14 protein-coding genes are annotated in these 15705 nt (G+C 72.2%); all 14 read right to left on the reverse strand.

The genetic code is table 11. The annotated features are described in order from the left end of the window. Window positions 1-16 precede the first annotated feature (16 nt). A complete protein-coding gene (locus ACFPFQ_RS05990; protein WP_379615582.1) occupies window positions 17-742 on the reverse strand; it encodes a class I SAM-dependent methyltransferase in 726 nt (241 codons plus the stop codon). Between the two features lie 201 nt (window positions 743-943). Continuing rightward, entirely contained in the window at window positions 944-2002 is a 1059-nt protein-coding gene (locus ACFPFQ_RS05995) for a tetratricopeptide repeat protein (RefSeq protein ID WP_379615584.1), read from the reverse strand. Window positions 2003-2140: 138 nt separating this feature from the next. Then, on the reverse strand, window positions 2141-4801 hold the full coding sequence (locus ACFPFQ_RS06000) for a helix-turn-helix transcriptional regulator (RefSeq protein ID WP_379615586.1): 2661 nt from the start codon (window positions 4799-4801) through the stop codon (window positions 2141-2143). After that, window positions 4798-6063 carry a cytochrome P450 gene (locus ACFPFQ_RS06005; RefSeq protein WP_379615588.1) on the reverse strand — a complete coding sequence of 422 codons (1266 nt, stop codon included), beginning with the start codon at window positions 6061-6063 and terminating at the stop codon, window positions 4798-4800. The genes ACFPFQ_RS06000 and ACFPFQ_RS06005 overlap by 4 nt, the downstream gene beginning before the upstream one ends. Before the next feature lie 450 nt (window positions 6064-6513). After that, window positions 6514-7476: a helix-turn-helix transcriptional regulator gene (locus tag ACFPFQ_RS06010; RefSeq protein ID WP_379615590.1), complete on the reverse strand. Its 963-nt coding sequence runs from the start codon at window positions 7474-7476 to the stop codon at window positions 6514-6516. Window positions 7477-7560: 84 nt separating this feature from the next. Next, window positions 7561-8382: a helix-turn-helix transcriptional regulator gene (locus ACFPFQ_RS06015; protein ID WP_379615592.1), complete on the reverse strand. Its 822-nt coding sequence runs from the start codon at window positions 8380-8382 to the stop codon at window positions 7561-7563. Window positions 8383-8601: 219 nt separating this feature from the next. After that, window positions 8602-8808, reverse strand: a complete 207-nt coding sequence (locus tag ACFPFQ_RS06020) for a hypothetical protein (protein WP_379615594.1) — start codon at window positions 8806-8808, stop codon at window positions 8602-8604. A 107-nt stretch (window positions 8809-8915) separates the two neighbouring features. Continuing rightward, entirely contained in the window at window positions 8916-9983 is a 1068-nt protein-coding gene (locus ACFPFQ_RS06025) for a tetratricopeptide repeat protein (protein ID WP_379615596.1), read from the reverse strand. Beyond that, a complete protein-coding gene (locus tag ACFPFQ_RS06030; RefSeq protein WP_379615598.1) occupies window positions 9980-11299 on the reverse strand; it encodes an MFS transporter in 1320 nt (439 codons plus the stop codon). Before ACFPFQ_RS06030 ends, ACFPFQ_RS06025 begins: the two co-directional genes overlap by 4 nt. Window positions 11300-11412: 113 nt before the next feature. Further along, on the reverse strand, window positions 11413-11556 hold the full coding sequence (locus ACFPFQ_RS06035; RefSeq protein ID WP_379615600.1) for an ALQxL family class IV lanthipeptide: 144 nt from the start codon (window positions 11554-11556) through the stop codon (window positions 11413-11415). 46 nt (window positions 11557-11602) lie between these two features. Beyond that, complete coding sequence (locus ACFPFQ_RS06040) at window positions 11603-13381, reverse strand: ABC transporter ATP-binding protein (RefSeq protein WP_379615602.1); 1779 nt, start codon at window positions 13379-13381, stop codon at window positions 11603-11605. Beyond that, window positions 13378-15093, reverse strand: coding sequence for an ABC transporter ATP-binding protein (locus ACFPFQ_RS06045; protein WP_379615966.1), 1716 nt, complete (start codon window positions 15091-15093; stop codon window positions 13378-13380). Before ACFPFQ_RS06045 ends, ACFPFQ_RS06040 begins: the two co-directional genes overlap by 4 nt. Window positions 15094-15247: 154 nt before the next feature. Beyond that, window positions 15248-15397, reverse strand: a complete 150-nt coding sequence (locus ACFPFQ_RS06050; protein WP_379615968.1) for an ALQxL family class IV lanthipeptide — start codon at window positions 15395-15397, stop codon at window positions 15248-15250. Between the two features lie 50 nt (window positions 15398-15447). Next, entirely contained in the window at window positions 15448-15573 is a 126-nt protein-coding gene (locus ACFPFQ_RS06055) for a hypothetical protein (RefSeq protein ID WP_379615603.1), read from the reverse strand. Between the last annotated feature and the right edge of the window lie 132 nt (window positions 15574-15705).

A 15705-nucleotide genomic window follows, 5' to 3' on the forward strand; every position in this document is an offset into this window, starting at 1 on the left:
TCCGGGCCCGGCGACGTCAGGCATCGCGACCGAACAACCAGAACTCGCCGGGCACGGTGAACGGGGCACCGTCACTGAGCTGCACCGTCGAACCGAGCGAGAGGCTCCCGCTGCGCAGCAACCGGAAGCCGTGACCGGCGAACAGGTGAACGACCTCGCCGTCGTCCAGCTCACCCGGACGGATCCCGTGGTCGAAGACGCGAGCCATCTTGGGGGGCGGCGGCCCGTCGAAGATCAGCAGCTGCTCGAACACCTCGGCCGAGCCGGGTCCGGCCTCGACGACGAGCACCCGACCGCGTTCGCCCGCGAGCTCGGCGACGCTCGCGGCCACCGCGTCGCGGTGACCCGCCGGGAGCTGGTGGAACAGCTCGTGAACGTGGACGTTGGCGTCACCGAGTTCCTCGTGCAGGCAGAAAGCCTGATCCACGGCGCCCGCATCGAGCACGCAGTACTCGACGTTCGGCGCCTCATGGATCTCGCGGGCACCCCGGATCGCCTCGGCGGAGATGTCGATGCCGACGACGAAGTCGAACCAGCCGGCGAAGTAGGCCGTCTGCCTGCCGTTGCCGCAGCCCAGGTCGATCAGCGGCAGTGCGGGATCGAACACCCCGGTGTCGAGCGGGAGTCCGCTCGCGATGTCGACGTCGGGATCGACGTCCCATATCGCCGCGCGCTCCGTCGTGGCCACTCCGCGCCAGAAACCGTCCCATTTCTGCCGATGCGTGAGCAGATCGGTGCGCAAGGGTCGTGTCCTTCCCGTTCTCGGATCGTCGTAACCAGTAGACCGGGCGGGTTCGGTTCGGCGCGTGAGCAGCAGGTGCTCAATTCCGGCGCAACAGCCGTCGCGGGACTCTCCGCGGATTTCGGCCTATTCCGAGATAGGCGACCGATGGGTACCGTGACAACAGAAGTTCCGGCGCCGGCCCGGCGTGACCACAACGGCCTACAACCCGGCGACCGACAGCGCCGCCCGGCAGCGCGCCGCAACGGGGTGCTCCGGATCGCCGGCAGCGCGCAGGATGGCGAGCGCGCGCCGGAGATGACCGGCACCGCCGATCCGGTCGCCGGCGGTACACAGCACGACGCCGAGATGGCAGTGGGTGCCGGCGAGCTCGGGGTGGTCCACGCCGAACACGCGCCCCTTCACGCCGAGGCAGCGGGTCAGCAGCGCCTCGGCGCGCGGGAGGTCGCCGGCGCGCAGTGCCGCGGCACCGAAGTTGTGCAGGACCGCTGCTGTCTCGCGGTGGTACGGGCCGTAGCGCAGCTCGACCGCGGGGAGCAGCCCCTCCAACACGGCGAGGGCCTCGTCCGCACGGCCACCGGCCACGAGCACCCCGACCAGCGCCTCCTCATCGGCGAGGATCATCGGATCGTCGGCGGCGCAGGTACCGATCCGGATGGCCAGCGCGGCCCTGGCCGCCGCGACGGCGCTGGTCAGGTCGCCGTGGGCGTGGGCGAGGCCGCTGAGATTGCGGTGGACGGCGGCGAGCTCGGGGTGGGGCAGGACGTAGCCGCGTTCGAGCAGCCTGCGCGCGGTCTCGAAGGACACCCACGCCCGGCGGGGTCGCCCGGCGCGGCGGTGGGTCAGCCCGAGCTCGTTGTGTGCCTGTGCCCGGCTGTCGGGCTCGCGCGCGAGCCGCACGGCTCGCCGCAGGAACCGCTCGGACTCGCTGTGTCGGGCCCGCTGCCGCAGCAGCACCCCCTGGGCGACGATGGCCTGCACGCGCAGCCGGTCCCACGCCGTCCCCGTGCTCGCCGACCGTGCGACGCAACTGAAGATGCTCGACGCGATGACGTGCTCGCCCCGGTCGGCCGCCACCATGCCGCGGACGAGCCGGGCCCGGCTCACCAGTATCGGCTCGTGATCGCCGCCCTCGAGTGCCGCACACGCCTGCTCGACGGCCTCGGTTGCCGCGCCCAGGTCACCGTCGGCGCGGTGGCGCATCGCGATCGCGAGCAGTTCGGAAGGATGCGTGCGTGGGGCGATCAGCGTCTCGGTCATTCTGTCCTCCGAGCATTACCGGATGCGGCGCAGTGCGCCAGAACATCCAGGAAACGCGGCGGAGCGGGTAATTCCCAGAGCAGTAATTGCTCAACGTTTCGTGCGGGCGACCTCGGGTTGCAGGCGGGCAGGGCTCGTTTACCGGGCCGGTTGGTCGAGGGCCTGCATGAGCTCGCGGCGGCTCGTGACGCCCAGCTTGCGGTACGCGTTCTGCAGGTGGTTGTTGACGGTGCGCACCGAGACGACCAGCCGTTCGGCGATGTCGATGCTGCTCAGCCCGCCGGCCGCGAGCAGGCAGATCTCCCGCTCCCGGCCGCTGAGCGGGCTGGGCTGCCCCGCGCCGGCCAGCGGTGGCGTGCGTGCGCCCTCACAGCGCACGCGCAGCTCCCCGATGCGGGTGGCGATGGCGGCGCGGTGTCGCGGATCGGTGGGGCGCTGCTCCGCGGTCGCCTCGGCCTCGAACAGGTCGGCGCCCATCTCCGCGAACGCCGCTGCGGCACCGGCGAGCACCTTCGCGTCGCGGTGGGCGACCCCTTCGGCATAGCGGGCCCGCGCGGCGATCATCGGGCTGTCGGTGCGCTCGCGCAGCGCCAGCAGCCGGGGCAGGGCTCGCTTCGCGTCGCCGAGCCGGGCGATGTCGTGCAACAGGGCTGCCGCCAGCGACAGCTGACCCGACTCGATCATCGCATCGGCAGCGGCGGAGAGCCGCTGCCGGGCGCTGTCGAGGTGGCCTTTGGAGACCAGCGCCCACGCCTCGGCCTGCGGGACGAGGCCCTGCGTGACCGCCGTACCCGTCGGCTCCGACGCATCGGCGGCGAGCGCGTCCCCGCCGTCGACGTCCCTGGACTGGGCATCGGCAACGGCGAGTCCCGCGAGTGCGAGGACGAGTTCCTCGTGGCAGCCGTGTCGCCGCGAGATCGCCACGGCCTCCCGGAACCACCGTGCCGCTGTGCGCGGGCGGCCACGGGTCAGCTGGCAACGACCCATGAGGCAGGTGAGCACGGCCTGGGCCGTGATCACCTCGTCCTCGACGGCGGCGCGCAGGCCGCGCTCGGCCAGTGCGATCGCCTCGCGGAGCCGCCCTGCCTCGTGGGCCGCCGTCGCGGCGGCGTGGTCGAGGAACGCGGGGTGCAGCCTCGGCACTCCCCGGGCCGGATACGGGTACCGCAGGCCCGCGGCGGCGGCGATCGCCGCGTCGGTGCGCCCGAGCGCCGCGAACGCGGTGGCCCGGGCCACCCCCTCGATCATGCTGACCCCACCCGGTCCGGGTGGGGGCATCGCGTCGAGCAGCGACCCGGCCTCCCGGGCGCGGTCGCTGCGGGCGAAGACGAGCGCGCGGACCGCGGAGAGCTCGTTGAGGTGCGTGTCGTCGAGGACGCTGCGCGCCTGGTCGATCGTGGCGATCGCCCGATCGGGAGCCACGACCCCCCAGCAGAGATGAGCGGCACGCAGGATCGCCAGCCTACGCAGTGACTCGTCGGCGGGTGCGTACTCCATCGCCTCCGCGAACACGCCGTCGGCCTCGTCGATCCGGCCCGACTGGGCGAGCGCCTCACCGAGCAGCGCTGCGGCCAGCGCGCCTGCTTCCGGGGTGCAGTCGGCGGCGAGGGTGGCCCTGGCGAGGCGCTCGACGACGGCGAAGTCGGCAGCCGCGTGCGAGAGCTGCGCCCCGCGCAGGAGCAGCTCCGGGTCGGCGGTGCCGTCGATCTCCAGCTGCCAGTTCGCGATCCGCAGCGGGTCGGCGGGGCGCCGGCAGGGCGCGGCCGCGAGCTTGTCGATCTGCGCGCGCAGGATCCGCTCGACCCGGCTGCGGGGCACGAAGTCGAGGAACGCCTGCCGGTAGAGCGGGTGGGAGAGGCTGACCGCGTGCCGGTCACCGTCAGCGGTGACGGTGATGAGCCCTTCGGTCTCCAGCAGTTCCACCATGGGCATGCCGACCTGATCACCGAATCCGGCGAGGTCGACCGGCTCGCAGACGGCGAGGAACTCCAGCGCGGCGTGGGCACCGCCGTCGAGCCCGGCGATCCGGGTGGCGATCACCCCGCGCACCCGGACCGGCGTGGTGGGCCTGCTGGTGAGCTGCCACACCCCGTCGGCGCGCACGAGCGTGCCCTCCTCGGTGCAGCCGTGCACGAGCTCGCGCAGCAGCAGCGGGTTGCCCCGGCTGGACGTCCACAGCGCCGCTGCGGCCGCGGCACTGACCGGTCCATCGAGCGCACGTTCGAGCAGGGCCGTGACCTCGGTGCGGTCCAGGTCACCGAGGTCGATCCGGTTCGCCCGGCCCTCCCGCCAGAGCGCCCCTGCCGGGTCCGGCGTCGGCGCGGTGTCGCTGTAGGTGCCGACGAGGAACACCTCTCCGGCGGCGGTCAGCTGCTCCACCAGCCGGGCCGACACGGGGTCGAGCAGGTCGATGTCGTCGACCAGCAGGACGAGCCGCCTGCCGCCGGCCCGCTGGCGGACCGCGGCGCGGGCCCGTTCGAACAACTCCACGGCCTCGGGCAGCAGCGCCTCCCCCTGGCGAGCGCGCACGGCAGGCCGCGACGAGCCCGGCATCAGGTGGATCAGGGCGCCCAGCGGGATCGAGCCCGCCATGCGACCGGCCGCCACCCGGGCGACGGGGAGACCGGACTCCTGCGCGGTCGCGAGGCACTCGTCGGCCAGCCGGGTCTTGCCGACGCCGGGGGCGCCGACCACGAAGTAGCCGAGGCACCTCGGGTCGGCGACGCTGCGCCGGAACAGCGCGCGCTCGTCGACCCGCCCGACGAACGGCCACGAGTAGCGGGCGAGCGTCACCGTCATCGGGGGTCACCACTTTCGAGGACGAGTTCGTCGAGGGTCATCGCGAGCCCGAAGGCGCGCCGGGCCGAGGCCACCCGGAACGCGGGCAGCGCGTTGGACAGCTCCTCCAGGACGATCCGCAGCGTGAGCCGCGCCAAGCCGGCACCCGGGCAGCGATGCGGCCCTCCCCCGAAGGCCAGGTGGACGGTGGGGCCCCGGTCGAACCGCACCTCCTGCGCGTCGGGGAACACGCTGTCGTCGCGGCCCGCGGACGGCAGCAGGAGCTGAACCCGGTCACCGGCCCGGATGGGGACCCCGCCCAGCTCCGTGTCCCGGGTGACGACCCGGCTCAACGTGATGGCGCTGTAGGCCCGCAGCATCTCCTCGACGGCGGCGGGGATGCGGGCGGGGTGATCCACGAGCTGGCGCCACTGCGCCGGGTTCTCCCCCAGGTGTGCGACGTGCAGGCAGAGCTCCGCGCGGGTGGTGTGGATGCCCGTGCCGATCAGCAGCGAGACCATCGAGACGATCTCCGCGACGCTGAGGTCGCGCTCACCGCGGAACCGGGAGCGCACGATGTCGGTGAGCCCGTCCTCCGGCGGGAAGCGGGCGTCGCGGCGCAACCGCACCGCCGCTTCCAGGTAGGAGATGATGCGCGGCGACCAGTTCCGCACGAACTCGGCGCGGACATCCGGGTCCGGCGAGAACTGGTCGTGCAGGATCGCCGCGTTGAAGCCGAGCAGCAGCTGCAGGTCACCGGCCGGCAGGCCGAGCAGCTCCAGCAGCGCCAACGCCGAGAGCGGCACGGCGACGTCCCCCCGGAAGTCGAGGGGCCCACCGCCCGCCAGCATGCCGGTGATCAGCCCGCGAGCATGGTCGCGCAGCGCCGGTTCGAGCCTGCCGACGCGGCCGGGGCCGAAGACCCGGCCCAGAATCTGCCGGTACGCGGTGTGCCCGGGTGGGTCGATCGCGATCGGGATGTTGCTGATCCGCTGATCCATCTTCGGCCACGGGATCACCGTCTCGACGCTCGAGTACGTGACGGGATCGACGAGGACCCGGCGGATGTGCTCGTAGCGGGAGACCACCCAGAACCCGCCGAACATGTCGCTGCGGGCCACCGGGCACCGGGACCGCAACGCGCCGAGCGCCGGATACGGGTCGGCGGCCAGCGCCGGGTCGAAGACGCTGAACGCCCTGGCCGACTCCGCGACCACGCGCTCGGCTGCTCGTGGATCGTCGCCTGCGCGGTGGGGGCATGCGACATCGTCGACTGTCGTCATCGGGCCGGGGTCCCTTCGTGAAGACGAATCACGATAACGCCGATCGGTGACATCCGGGTGACAATCGGCGAGCGTCGATACGCGCCGACCGGGATGCTGCGGTCGACGGGCACCCCACGGATCTGACGGAGACTGCCGAGTGTTGCGATCATCATTCCCCACGGTCGCGGGCACCATTGCAGATTAGGAAGTGCGGGGCACCGGCGAATCGGTAACCCAACCTATTTTTGGGCCGGTGCCGTCACCGGCACCGGCCGGCTTGCCGGCCTGCGCCGGTGACGCGTGAGGAAATCTACGCCCCGACGGCCACATCGGGACCTGGCAGAAAGGGCGCACCGGCCACGCGGTCCGCAGCCGCCTCACCAGCGCAGATGCGGTGCCGAACCGGGCCCGGTCCGCGGGCCGTGACGAAACTGCCGATGCCGGACGTCGCGCCGGGCCGCGCTCCGGTCAGCGGCGGCGTTCCCGGTAGGCCCGCTGCCGGCACGCCGAACCGCAGAAGGCGCGCGGACGCCCCGTCGAGGCCCGGGCCACGGGGCCCTGGCACACCCGGCAGCGGCCGAAGTCGACGACCGTGGCGGCACCGCTCACCGGCGGCGGGTGGGGGTACTGCACGCCCCGGGGGAACGGGGGCTCGTCGGCGGCGTCGGCCCGGCCGAGCAGCCCGATCCGCTCGGCACGCAGGACCGTGGACACCCGGTCCGAGGTTCCCAGCTTGCGGTGCAGGCTCTCCTGGTGCCGCCGGACCGCCCGGGGCGAGACGTGCAGCCGGGCCGCGACCGACGTGGTCGTCAACCCGTCGGCCATGGCCTGCAGCACCACGAGCTCGCGCGGGGTGAGGCCGAAGTCGTCGGCGACCTGGGCGGGGGCGGCCCCGTCGACGGGGTCGGCCCGGTCCGCAGCGGAGCGCCATCGGGACAGCTCGGCGAGATGGCGGTCGGTGGCGATCAGCAGCGGCTGCAACCGGATGGCCAGCGCCCGGTCGCGATCGCTGAAGTCCTGCCCGGAGCGCATCATCACCAACCCGCCCAGCTGCGGATCCCGCCGCAGCGGCACCACCAGCTGATGCGGTGTCCCGAGCAGCTCCTGGATCTGCGAGCGGGAGGCGCTCGCCCGCCACGCGCGGGCCGTCCAGATCCCGCTGGCCGTCGCCGGGAGGAACGTGTTCGGGCGGGCGAAGTGCTGGTAGAACGGATGCTCGATGAGGATGGCGTCGGGAAGCACGAAGCCGGCGGGAGTCCGCTGCCGCACCCAGTCGGGCTGGCTCTCCAGGATCATCCCGCGCCGCGCGGCGAAGTCGACCTCCATCGACCAGTACGACTCCGCGTGGAACAGCTGGACCAACCCGTCCTCGCCGCCGAGCATCCGGCCGGCCCGATCCGGGTCGGGATCGTCGAACAGAGCCCGGACCACGTCCAGCAGCTGACGTCGTTCCGGAACGGCACGGCTCGCCGGTGACGCCGCCGCACGCAGTTCCGACCGGGCTCCGGACAACGATCAGCTGTCCGATTCCGGGGACCGGCCCAGCAGGCCGAGCCGTTCTGCCCACAGCACCGTCGAGACCCGATCGGCGGTACCCAGCTTGTGGCGGAGGTTCTCCTCCTGGCGGCGGACGGTACGGGCCGAGACGTGCAGCCGCCTAGCGATCGAGGCCGTGGTCAGCCCGTCGGCCATGCCACGCAGCACCACCAGCTCGCGCGGGGTGACGTCGAGATCGGTGACGGGCTCGATGGGCAGCACCGCGCTGTCGGGAGCCTGATCGGCGGGCCGGGTGCGCCAGCGCGCGAGCTCGGCGATGTGGCGATCGGCGGCGACGAGCAGCGGTTGCACCCGGCGGGCGAGTTCGACGTCGTCGGCGGTGAAGTCGGCCCCGGACCGCATCAGCAGGATGCACTCCAGCCGCGGTTCCCGACGCAACGGCACCAGCAGCTGGTTCGGCGTGCCGAGCATCTCGTCGATCACGGAGCGGGCCGCGCTGTGGTGCCACGCCCGCGGGGACACGACCGTGCCGGCGCGTTCCGGCAGGAACGCGCTCGGCTGGGCGTAGTGGGTGAAGAACGGATGGTTGACGACGAGGTCGTGGGGCATCGCGAACCCCGGAGGCGTCCGTCCCGCCACCCAGCCGGGGCGGCTGTCGAGCACGTGTCCAGTCCGCCCGCCGTAGTCGATCTCCAGCACCCAGTGGGCGTCCGCATGGAACGCCGGGCTCGTCCCGATCGCGCTCAGCGCCTGACCCGCGTGGATCGGGTCCGGGTCGTCGAACAGCGCCCGCACCACCTCCAGCAGCTGGCGTCGTTCGGGCGTGGCGAGTGCTGGCATGGACTCCCCTGGCAGGCCCTGGAAAGCGTGGAACACCGATCCGGGCGGCGGACCGCCCCAGTACAACACCGGACACGGCGTCGCGACATGAGTACTGATTACTCAGGTTGTGCTACCCAGGTTGCCAATGCGGCCGCGGTGGCCTCGCCGGGCTGGGGTCGCCGAACGGACGGTGGCCGGAGGCGAGACGCCTCCGGCCACCGTTCCCGCACCGACCGGTCAGAGTTCCCGACCGGCAGGAGCGGGCGCCGTGGCGTGGCGGGGGCTCGTGACCCCGAACACGACCTCGACGTGGTTGGGGTTCATGGCCCCACACACGACCTCGACGTGGTTGGGGACGATGGCCCCCAACACGACCTCCGCATGGTTGGCGGAAAGGGCCCTGGCCAGCACCGGGACGTCATTCCGGATATCGGTGGCGGTCATCTGTCTCCATTCGGATTCATCGCGAATTGCGAGATAACTCCGACACCGAACTCGGTGCCTGCACCATTCCACCGGAATTCGGCGAGCGGGTCATGAGCACGCGGTACTCAAGAGGTGAGGTTCTGCAGTGCCTCGCGGCAGATCACCGCGATCGGGTGGTCGGTCTCGGTGTCGGCGGCCAACACCGCCACGGCGCGACGGAACAGCTCGACGGCCGCGGCGGACTGCCCGTTCGCCTGCAGGACCTGTGCCAGGTTGCACAGCGTCGAGGCGAGTTCGGGGTGAGCCGGTCCCAGCGCCTTCTCCTTGAGGGCGAGGCTGCGCGCCAGCAGCTCACCGGCCCGGCCGTGGTGTCCGGAGGTGAAGGCGGCGGAGCCGAGATTGTGCAGGACCACCGCCACCTCGTGGTGCTCGCCTCCGTAGGACTGTTCGACGGCGGCGAGCACCTCCTCCAGGATGGTCTCGGCCTCGGCGACGCGGCCGGCCGAGATCAGGACGGCGGCCAGCGCGCCCCGGTCGGCGACGGTCGCCGGGTGGTCGGGCCCGAGCGCGCGTTCGCGGATCTCGACCGCCAGCCAGGCGGCGCGTTGCGCCTCGGCGATGTCGCCGCGCGCGTGCGCGAGCCCGCTGAGGTTGTGGTGGACGGTGGCGAGCTCCGGATGATCCGGACCGTGTGCCGACTCGAGCTCGGCCCGGGCCCGCGCGTAGTGCTCGGCAGCCTCGTCGTAGCGTCCGGCGTAGCGGGCCGTCATGCCGAGCTCGTTGTGGGCGGCGACGCGGCCGTCGGGATCGCCGGCCTCGAGCGCGGCCTGTGTCAGCAACCGGTGGGCCGTGCGGTACTCGCCGTGCATCCGGTGCAGCGCACCCCGCACCGTCAACGCGTGCACGCGCAGGGTTGCCGCGGCCGAGCCGCTGACGCCGTCGAGCGCGGCGCCGACGGCCACGAACAGCTCCGCTGCCCGCGTGTGGTCGCCCGCGTCCTGGATCAGCAGGCCGTCCATCAGCAGGACGTTCGCCTCGCCCACCGGCTCCGACCGGGCGAGCACACTGCGCCGCGCCGCCCGCAGCGCGGTCACCGCGTCCTCGTGCTCGCCCGCCAGCCGGTGCTCCGCGGCCAGCGTCAGCCAGTGCCGCCAGTCCGGCTGATCCGTGGATCTCCGCATGTTCGCCGTCACGGTCGGTGCTCCTTCGCCTCGCTGTCGTGCGATCCGCTGCGATGGCCATCGGCTGCCGCGGGCAGGGAGGCGGCGAGCCGCCGGGCGGCGAGCGCGGCCACGCCGCAGCCCAGTGCCGCGCCGGTCAGCAGCAGCTCGGCGTTGCCGTACTGCAGGACGACACCCCCGAGGGCGGGCCCCGCGGCGAAACCCGCGGTGTAGGCCAGCGCGGAGGTCGCGTTGTAGCGGCCGCGCAGGCGCTCGGGCGCGAGGTCGTTGACGATCGCCGGCACGGTCGGCGCCAGCAGGCACTCCCCGACAGCGAACAGCACCGCGGCGAGCAGCACCGCCACCAGCGCACCGGCCCCGTGCGAGCGCGCCACGACGAGCACGATGATCCAGGTGAGCGCCCACACCAGCCCGGCAGCCATGATCCCGGTGGTGCGCCTGCGGCCGCGCAGTGCCCGCAGCACCATCGACTGCACCGCGACCACCGCGATCATGTTCGCGGCGTACGCGAGGCTCAAGGCGCCAGGGCTCAGCCCGGCCCGGCCGACGGCGACGACCGGCAGCACGAGCGTGAACTGCGCGAAACCGCTCCCCACCAGCAACGCGGTGATCGGGAAGAGCCTGCGCATCCCGCGGTCACGAAGGACCGCTCCGACTCCGGGCTGCCCTCGACCCGGACGCTGCGCGCTCCGCTGCCGATCGACATCGAGCCCACACAGGCCGATCGGGATGATCGCTACTGCCGCGAGGCCGAACGTGGCAGCGTCGAGGCGGTAGAGGAGCGTGAACGTGGCCGGATCGCCGGCCACCACCACCGCCGCGGCGACCAGCGCCCCACCGGCGAGCCCGAGGTTCATCGTCGCGTAGCGCAGCCCGTAGATCCGGTCCCGCGCCGCGCCCGCGACGAGCCGCGCCAGCAGCGCGTCCTGGCCCGGCCAGGCGATCGCCACCCCGAGTCCGGAGAGCCCGGTCGACGCGACGGCCACACCTGCCGACCCGGCCTCGGCCAGCGCGAACGCGCCGACCCCGGCGATCAACAGCCCGGACTGCAGCGCCACCGCCGGACCGAGCCGGTCGGTGAGCAGCCCGCCCAGCGGGTTGCCGGCGAGCCCGGCGACGGCGATCGCGGCAGCCGCCGCGCCGGCGACACCCAGGCTCAGCCCGCGGACGCTCGTCAGGTAGACGACGAGGAACGGCAGCGTCATCCCGCTCCCCACTGCTGAGAGCAGGTCCGCACCCAGCACGAGCCACACGTCGCGCGGCCGTGCTGTTCGAGCCTTGTCCAGCACGTCGTTCGCCCTCCGCCTGCGTCGGTGCAGCTCCGTCAACAGTCCCTCCTCGGTCACGCACCGTCTTGAGCAGCGGCTGCTCAGTTCGACCACGAAGGCCGACGAACCGGATCGAGACGTCCGGTTCGTCGGCCCTTCCACCCGGGGAGCGGTCAGAGCTCGGTGGCGTGCGTGTGGGTGATGTGCGTGCACGTGCCGACCTGGCAGCCCAGCGTGCCGATCGTCAGCCAGCACTGGATCAGACCGACCGGTTCGGCCGTCGGCAGCAACTGCAGGGCGTTGACGTCGATTTCCATGGTTGTGGACCTCTTTCACGAACGAAGGGAGAGTTGCTGCAGCGGATCAATCGGTGCCGATCGCGACGGCCACCACCTCCTCCCCCGTGAGTGCGCGGTCGTCCCAATAGCCGACGAGATCGGCATAGGTCCGGGACGTCGCGACGAGGTCGTCGTGGGTGCCCGCGTGCACCTCGTCCCCGTCCAGCAGCAGGATCCGATCGGCGCGACGCGCGGAGCTGATCCGGTGGGCGATCACGATGAGCGAACCCGGACGGGCGGCGAACGCCGCCTCCACCCGCGCCTCGCTGCCGACATCGAGATGGCAGGTGGCCTCGTCGAGGATCACGATCCGCGCCTCGGTGAGGTACACCCTGGCGAGCGCGACGAGCTGCCGCTCGCCGCTGGACAGCTCCGCGCCGCCCGCCCCGAGCAGCTGCTCGTGCCCCCCGATCCGGCGCACCAGCTCGTCCATCCCGAGGCACCGGACCGCACGGTCGAGGTCGCCTTCAGCGGCCTCGGGACGCAGGTAGGTGAGGTTCTCCCGCAGGGTGCCGCTGAACACGTAGGCCTCCTGTGGGATCAGCATCATCACGTGCCGCAGCGCCGTCTCGTCGATGTCGCCGACGGGCACGTCCCCGAGCAGGACGCGACCGCTACGCGGGCGTTCCAGCCCGGCGAGTAGCTGGGCGAGCGTCGACTTCCCGATCCCGCTGGGACCGACGATCGCCAGGTGTTCGCCGTCGGCGAGGGTGAACGAGAGATCGCGGATCACGGGCTCGGCGTGCTCGCCGTAGGCGAAGGTCAGGCCGTCGACCCGAAGGTCCGACGTGGACGGTGGTGTTGCTCCTGCCCCCGTGGACGCATCGGCGGGAACTGCCGTCGCCTCGGCCAGCCGGTGCAATGTCACCCCGAGCTCACCCGCCCAGAGCCCGGCCATCCCCAGCATGCTGCTCAATGCCGGTTGGAGCGTCGCCACGAGATAGGTGACCGCGCCGACGAGCTCACCCACCGACAGCTGGTGCGACGCGAGCAGCCACGGCGACAGCGCCAGCACGAGCACCACAGGCACCTCGCCACCCACCGAGATCGCCAGAATGCGCATGCTCGACGCCCTGGCCAGCGCGACAGCGGCCCGGGCGCGCGCCTGGATCGCCACCCCCACCGCGGCAGCCGCGCGGTCCTCCGCCCCGCAGGCGACCACATCCCGGATCGCGGTGAGGACGACACCGGAGACGCTCGCGAGCTCCTCCCCGGCGAGCACGACCGCGCGATGGCGAGCGCTCAGCGTTCGCAGGGACAGGGCGTACCCGACCAGGCTCAGCAGCACCAGCGGTGCCGCGATCGCACCGGCGATCGGGGCCACGACGGCCAGGCCCACCAGCGCCAGCGCCAGCGCGACGACCGTCTGCCGGACCGCGCGCAGTGACGTCGCGACCAGGCCACGCACCGACTCGACCTGCCCGGTCAGGCGCGCCACCGCTGCCGAATCCGGCACGTCGCGGCCGGCCACCCCCCGCCGGAGGCTGCCACTCACCACCCGCCGGACGAACCCGTCGCGCAGCGGCTCGACCACCTCGGCCAGCCATGGGAAGATGTTGCGGGTGGCCGCCGCCTGCACCAGCATGGCGACGCCGAGTACACCCAGCCAGCCCACGCCGACCCAGGGCCGGTGCGCCAGGAAACCGCTGTCCAGCGCCGTCGCCATCAGGTAGCCCGAGCTGAGCGCGGGCAGCCCTTCAACGGTTGTCCACACGGCCACCCGCGTCAGGGCGCGCGCTCGCGGTCGCAGCTCGGTGCGCAGCAGGCCCCAGCCCCCGCGGCTGATGCGCGTAGTCCCGGTCATGCGACGACCTGCCGCGTCGGGTCCGACTCGGGCGCATCGGCCTCCACGAAGATCGCGCGGTAGTCGCGCTCTCGCCACAGTTCGTGGTGGGGAGCGACAGCGCGGACACCACCGTCGTCGAGCCAGACGACCAGATCGGTCCGCGCCGCGATGTTCGCCCGATGTGCCACGACGATCGTGGTGCACCCGGCCATGACCGTCGCGAGCGCGGCGGTCACCTGCGCCTCGGTCGTGGTGTCCAGGCTGGAGGTGGCATCGTCGAGGATCAGCAACTTCCGACGCCCGGCAACGGCTCGTGCGAGGCCGACCCGCTGGCACTCACCGCCCGACATCGGCGCCGCATCCAGTGGGGTGTCGTACCCGGCGGGCAGCCTGCGGATGAGGTGGTCCGCGCCCGTCGCCCGGGCCGCGTCGGTCACCTGGTCACGCGTCGCGGCCGGCAGCCCGTAGGCGATCGCGTCGTGCACCGTCGCGCCGATCAGCACCGGTCTCTCGAACGCGTAGGCCACCTCGCGACGCAGCGCGGTCGCGTCGATGTCGGTCAGGTCCGTGCCGTCCAGCGCGACCGAACCCGAGTCCGGGTCCAGCAGGCCACCGGCGACGAGGGCGAACGCCGACTTCCCCGAACCGGACCGCCCCACGACGGCGACCGAGGCACCACCTGGCAGGTCCACGCTGACGCGGTCCAGGACCACTCCGTCGTCGGACAGCACGACGACGTCGCGAAAACTGATCGAACCGGGTCCGTCCGGAGCTGTCGACGTCCGGCCGGCCCGCCGTCGGGGCAGCGCCAGCATTGCTGCGAGTCGACGGCCCGCCGAGCAGGCCTCCGCGATGCCCAGCAGTATGTCCACCTGCCCGATGAAGCCGAACGCGAGTGGCACGTATCCCGCCGCCGCGATCAGGGCGCCGGGGCTCAGCCGGCCGTCGGCCACGCCGAAACCCGCCACCGCCAGCACGACGATCTCGGTCACCGGCAGCAGGATCCGCAGCTTCCAGACGCTGTTGCCCTGGATGCGCCACACCGACCGGCCGACGGCGGACAGATCCGGCAGCGGGGCCAGCACCCGCTCGACCTCACGATCGACGGTGCCCCCGGCCCGGATGTTCCGGATCCCGGTCAGGGCTTCGGCCAGCCGGGCGGCCAGCGTTCCCTGCAGCTCCTGGTAGCGCGCGAACAGGCCCGAGGTCCGGGAGACGAAGACCCGCATGATCAGGACAGCGACCGGGATGCACAGCGCGAACGCGCAGACAAGCGACCAGTCGATGAGGGCGAGGGCAACGAGGCCGCCGACAGAACCGGCAGCGGACACCACCGACGTGAGCGCCAGCGAGAGCACCCCGCTTGCCTCCGGCGCGTTCGTCACCAGCCGGCTGGTCAGGTCACCGTCCTCGACCTGCCGGCGACCGCGGAGGTCGGCCACGAGGACGCGGCGCACCGCCGCGTTCTGCAGTGCGGCCGAGGTACGGGCGGCACAGGTGACTCCCGACCAGGCGCACAGAACCGCCGCGGCCGAGTCGAGTAGCAGCAACGCCCCCAAGTCGCCAACCGCACCGCTGAGGCCATCACCTCGGACCGCCGCATCGACCGTCGCAGAAAGGGCGGCCGGAAGCAGCAGTCCCGTTGCGCCGCTCGCCAGGAACGCGATCGCCAATAGAACCGTGAACGCCGGCGACCGCCGGGCGGCGAACTGGAGCAGCCGCCCCATCATGGGACGCACGCCCGGCAATTCTGATGCGGCGGCGACGCCGGATACGTCCGTGCCACGACTGCGAGTGACTTTCACGGAGCACCTTTCCAGCTGGATCGAGATAGGCCGGCAGGCCGGCGGATCGATGTGCACGGTGATCCGCCGACCCTTCCGACTACTGGACGCTCATCAGGGTGCAGGAATACTTGACGTCACACGTCAGAATCCCACAGGTCTTCTGACAGTTTGCCAGTCCAATCAGCTCCTCAGCAGGAAGCAGCTGCAACGCATTGACCTCGATCTCCATATCTTCACCTCCTTCCATTTCGGTTGGACGTCCACCCACATATCGCAAAATGCGAACGCGTTGACGATCTAGACGACGGCGGTGTCAGAACGCTTGCAGCTGCCGTGCGGATCGCAGGTCGCCCACTCACACTTGCCCAGCACGGTCAGCTCCTCCACCGGAAACAGCTGCAGTGCGGTGACGTCGATCTCCATCTTCAACTCTCTTCTCTTCTCATCTGCGTGACGTTCTCGGGTCGAGAGCGCCGGTCCTGTCGATGAGGTCGCGACCCCATCTCGACACCATGCGTGGACTGGCCGGATCAGGTCAGTCCACCGAGCGTGTCG

The organism is Pseudonocardia sp. GCM10023141 (genome assembly GCF_042653605.1).

Excerpts from the sequence above, each read along its gene's own strand:
- ACFPFQ_RS05995 (WP_379615584.1), bottom strand. The coding sequence starts at position 2,002 with ATGACCGAGACGCTGATCGCCCCACGCACGCATCCTTCCGAACTGCTC.
- ACFPFQ_RS06000 (WP_379615586.1), bottom strand. The coding sequence starts at position 4,801 with ATGACGGTGACGCTCGCCCGCTACTCGTGGCCGTTCGTCGGGCGGGTC.
- ACFPFQ_RS06005 (WP_379615588.1), bottom strand. The coding sequence starts at position 6,063 with ATGACGACAGTCGACGATGTCGCATGCCCCCACCGCGCAGGCGACGAT.
- ACFPFQ_RS06015 (WP_379615592.1), bottom strand. The coding sequence starts at position 8,382 with ATGCCAGCACTCGCCACGCCCGAACGACGCCAGCTGCTGGAGGTGGTG.
- ACFPFQ_RS06020 (WP_379615594.1), bottom strand. The coding sequence starts at position 8,808 with ATGACCGCCACCGATATCCGGAATGACGTCCCGGTGCTGGCCAGGGCC.
- ACFPFQ_RS06035 (WP_379615600.1), bottom strand. The coding sequence starts at position 11,556 with ATGGAAATCGACGTCAACGCCCTGCAGTTGCTGCCGACGGCCGAACCG.
- ACFPFQ_RS06040 (WP_379615602.1), bottom strand. The coding sequence starts at position 13,381 with ATGACCGGGACTACGCGCATCAGCCGCGGGGGCTGGGGCCTGCTGCGC.
- ACFPFQ_RS06045 (WP_379615966.1), bottom strand. The coding sequence starts at position 15,093 with ATGATGGGGCGGCTGCTCCAGTTCGCCGCCCGGCGGTCGCCGGCGTTC.
- ACFPFQ_RS06050 (WP_379615968.1), bottom strand. The coding sequence starts at position 15,397 with ATGGAAGGAGGTGAAGATATGGAGATCGAGGTCAATGCGTTGCAGCTG.
- ACFPFQ_RS06055 (WP_379615603.1), bottom strand. The coding sequence starts at position 15,573 with ATGGAGATCGACGTCACCGCACTGCAGCTGTTTCCGGTGGAGGAGCTG.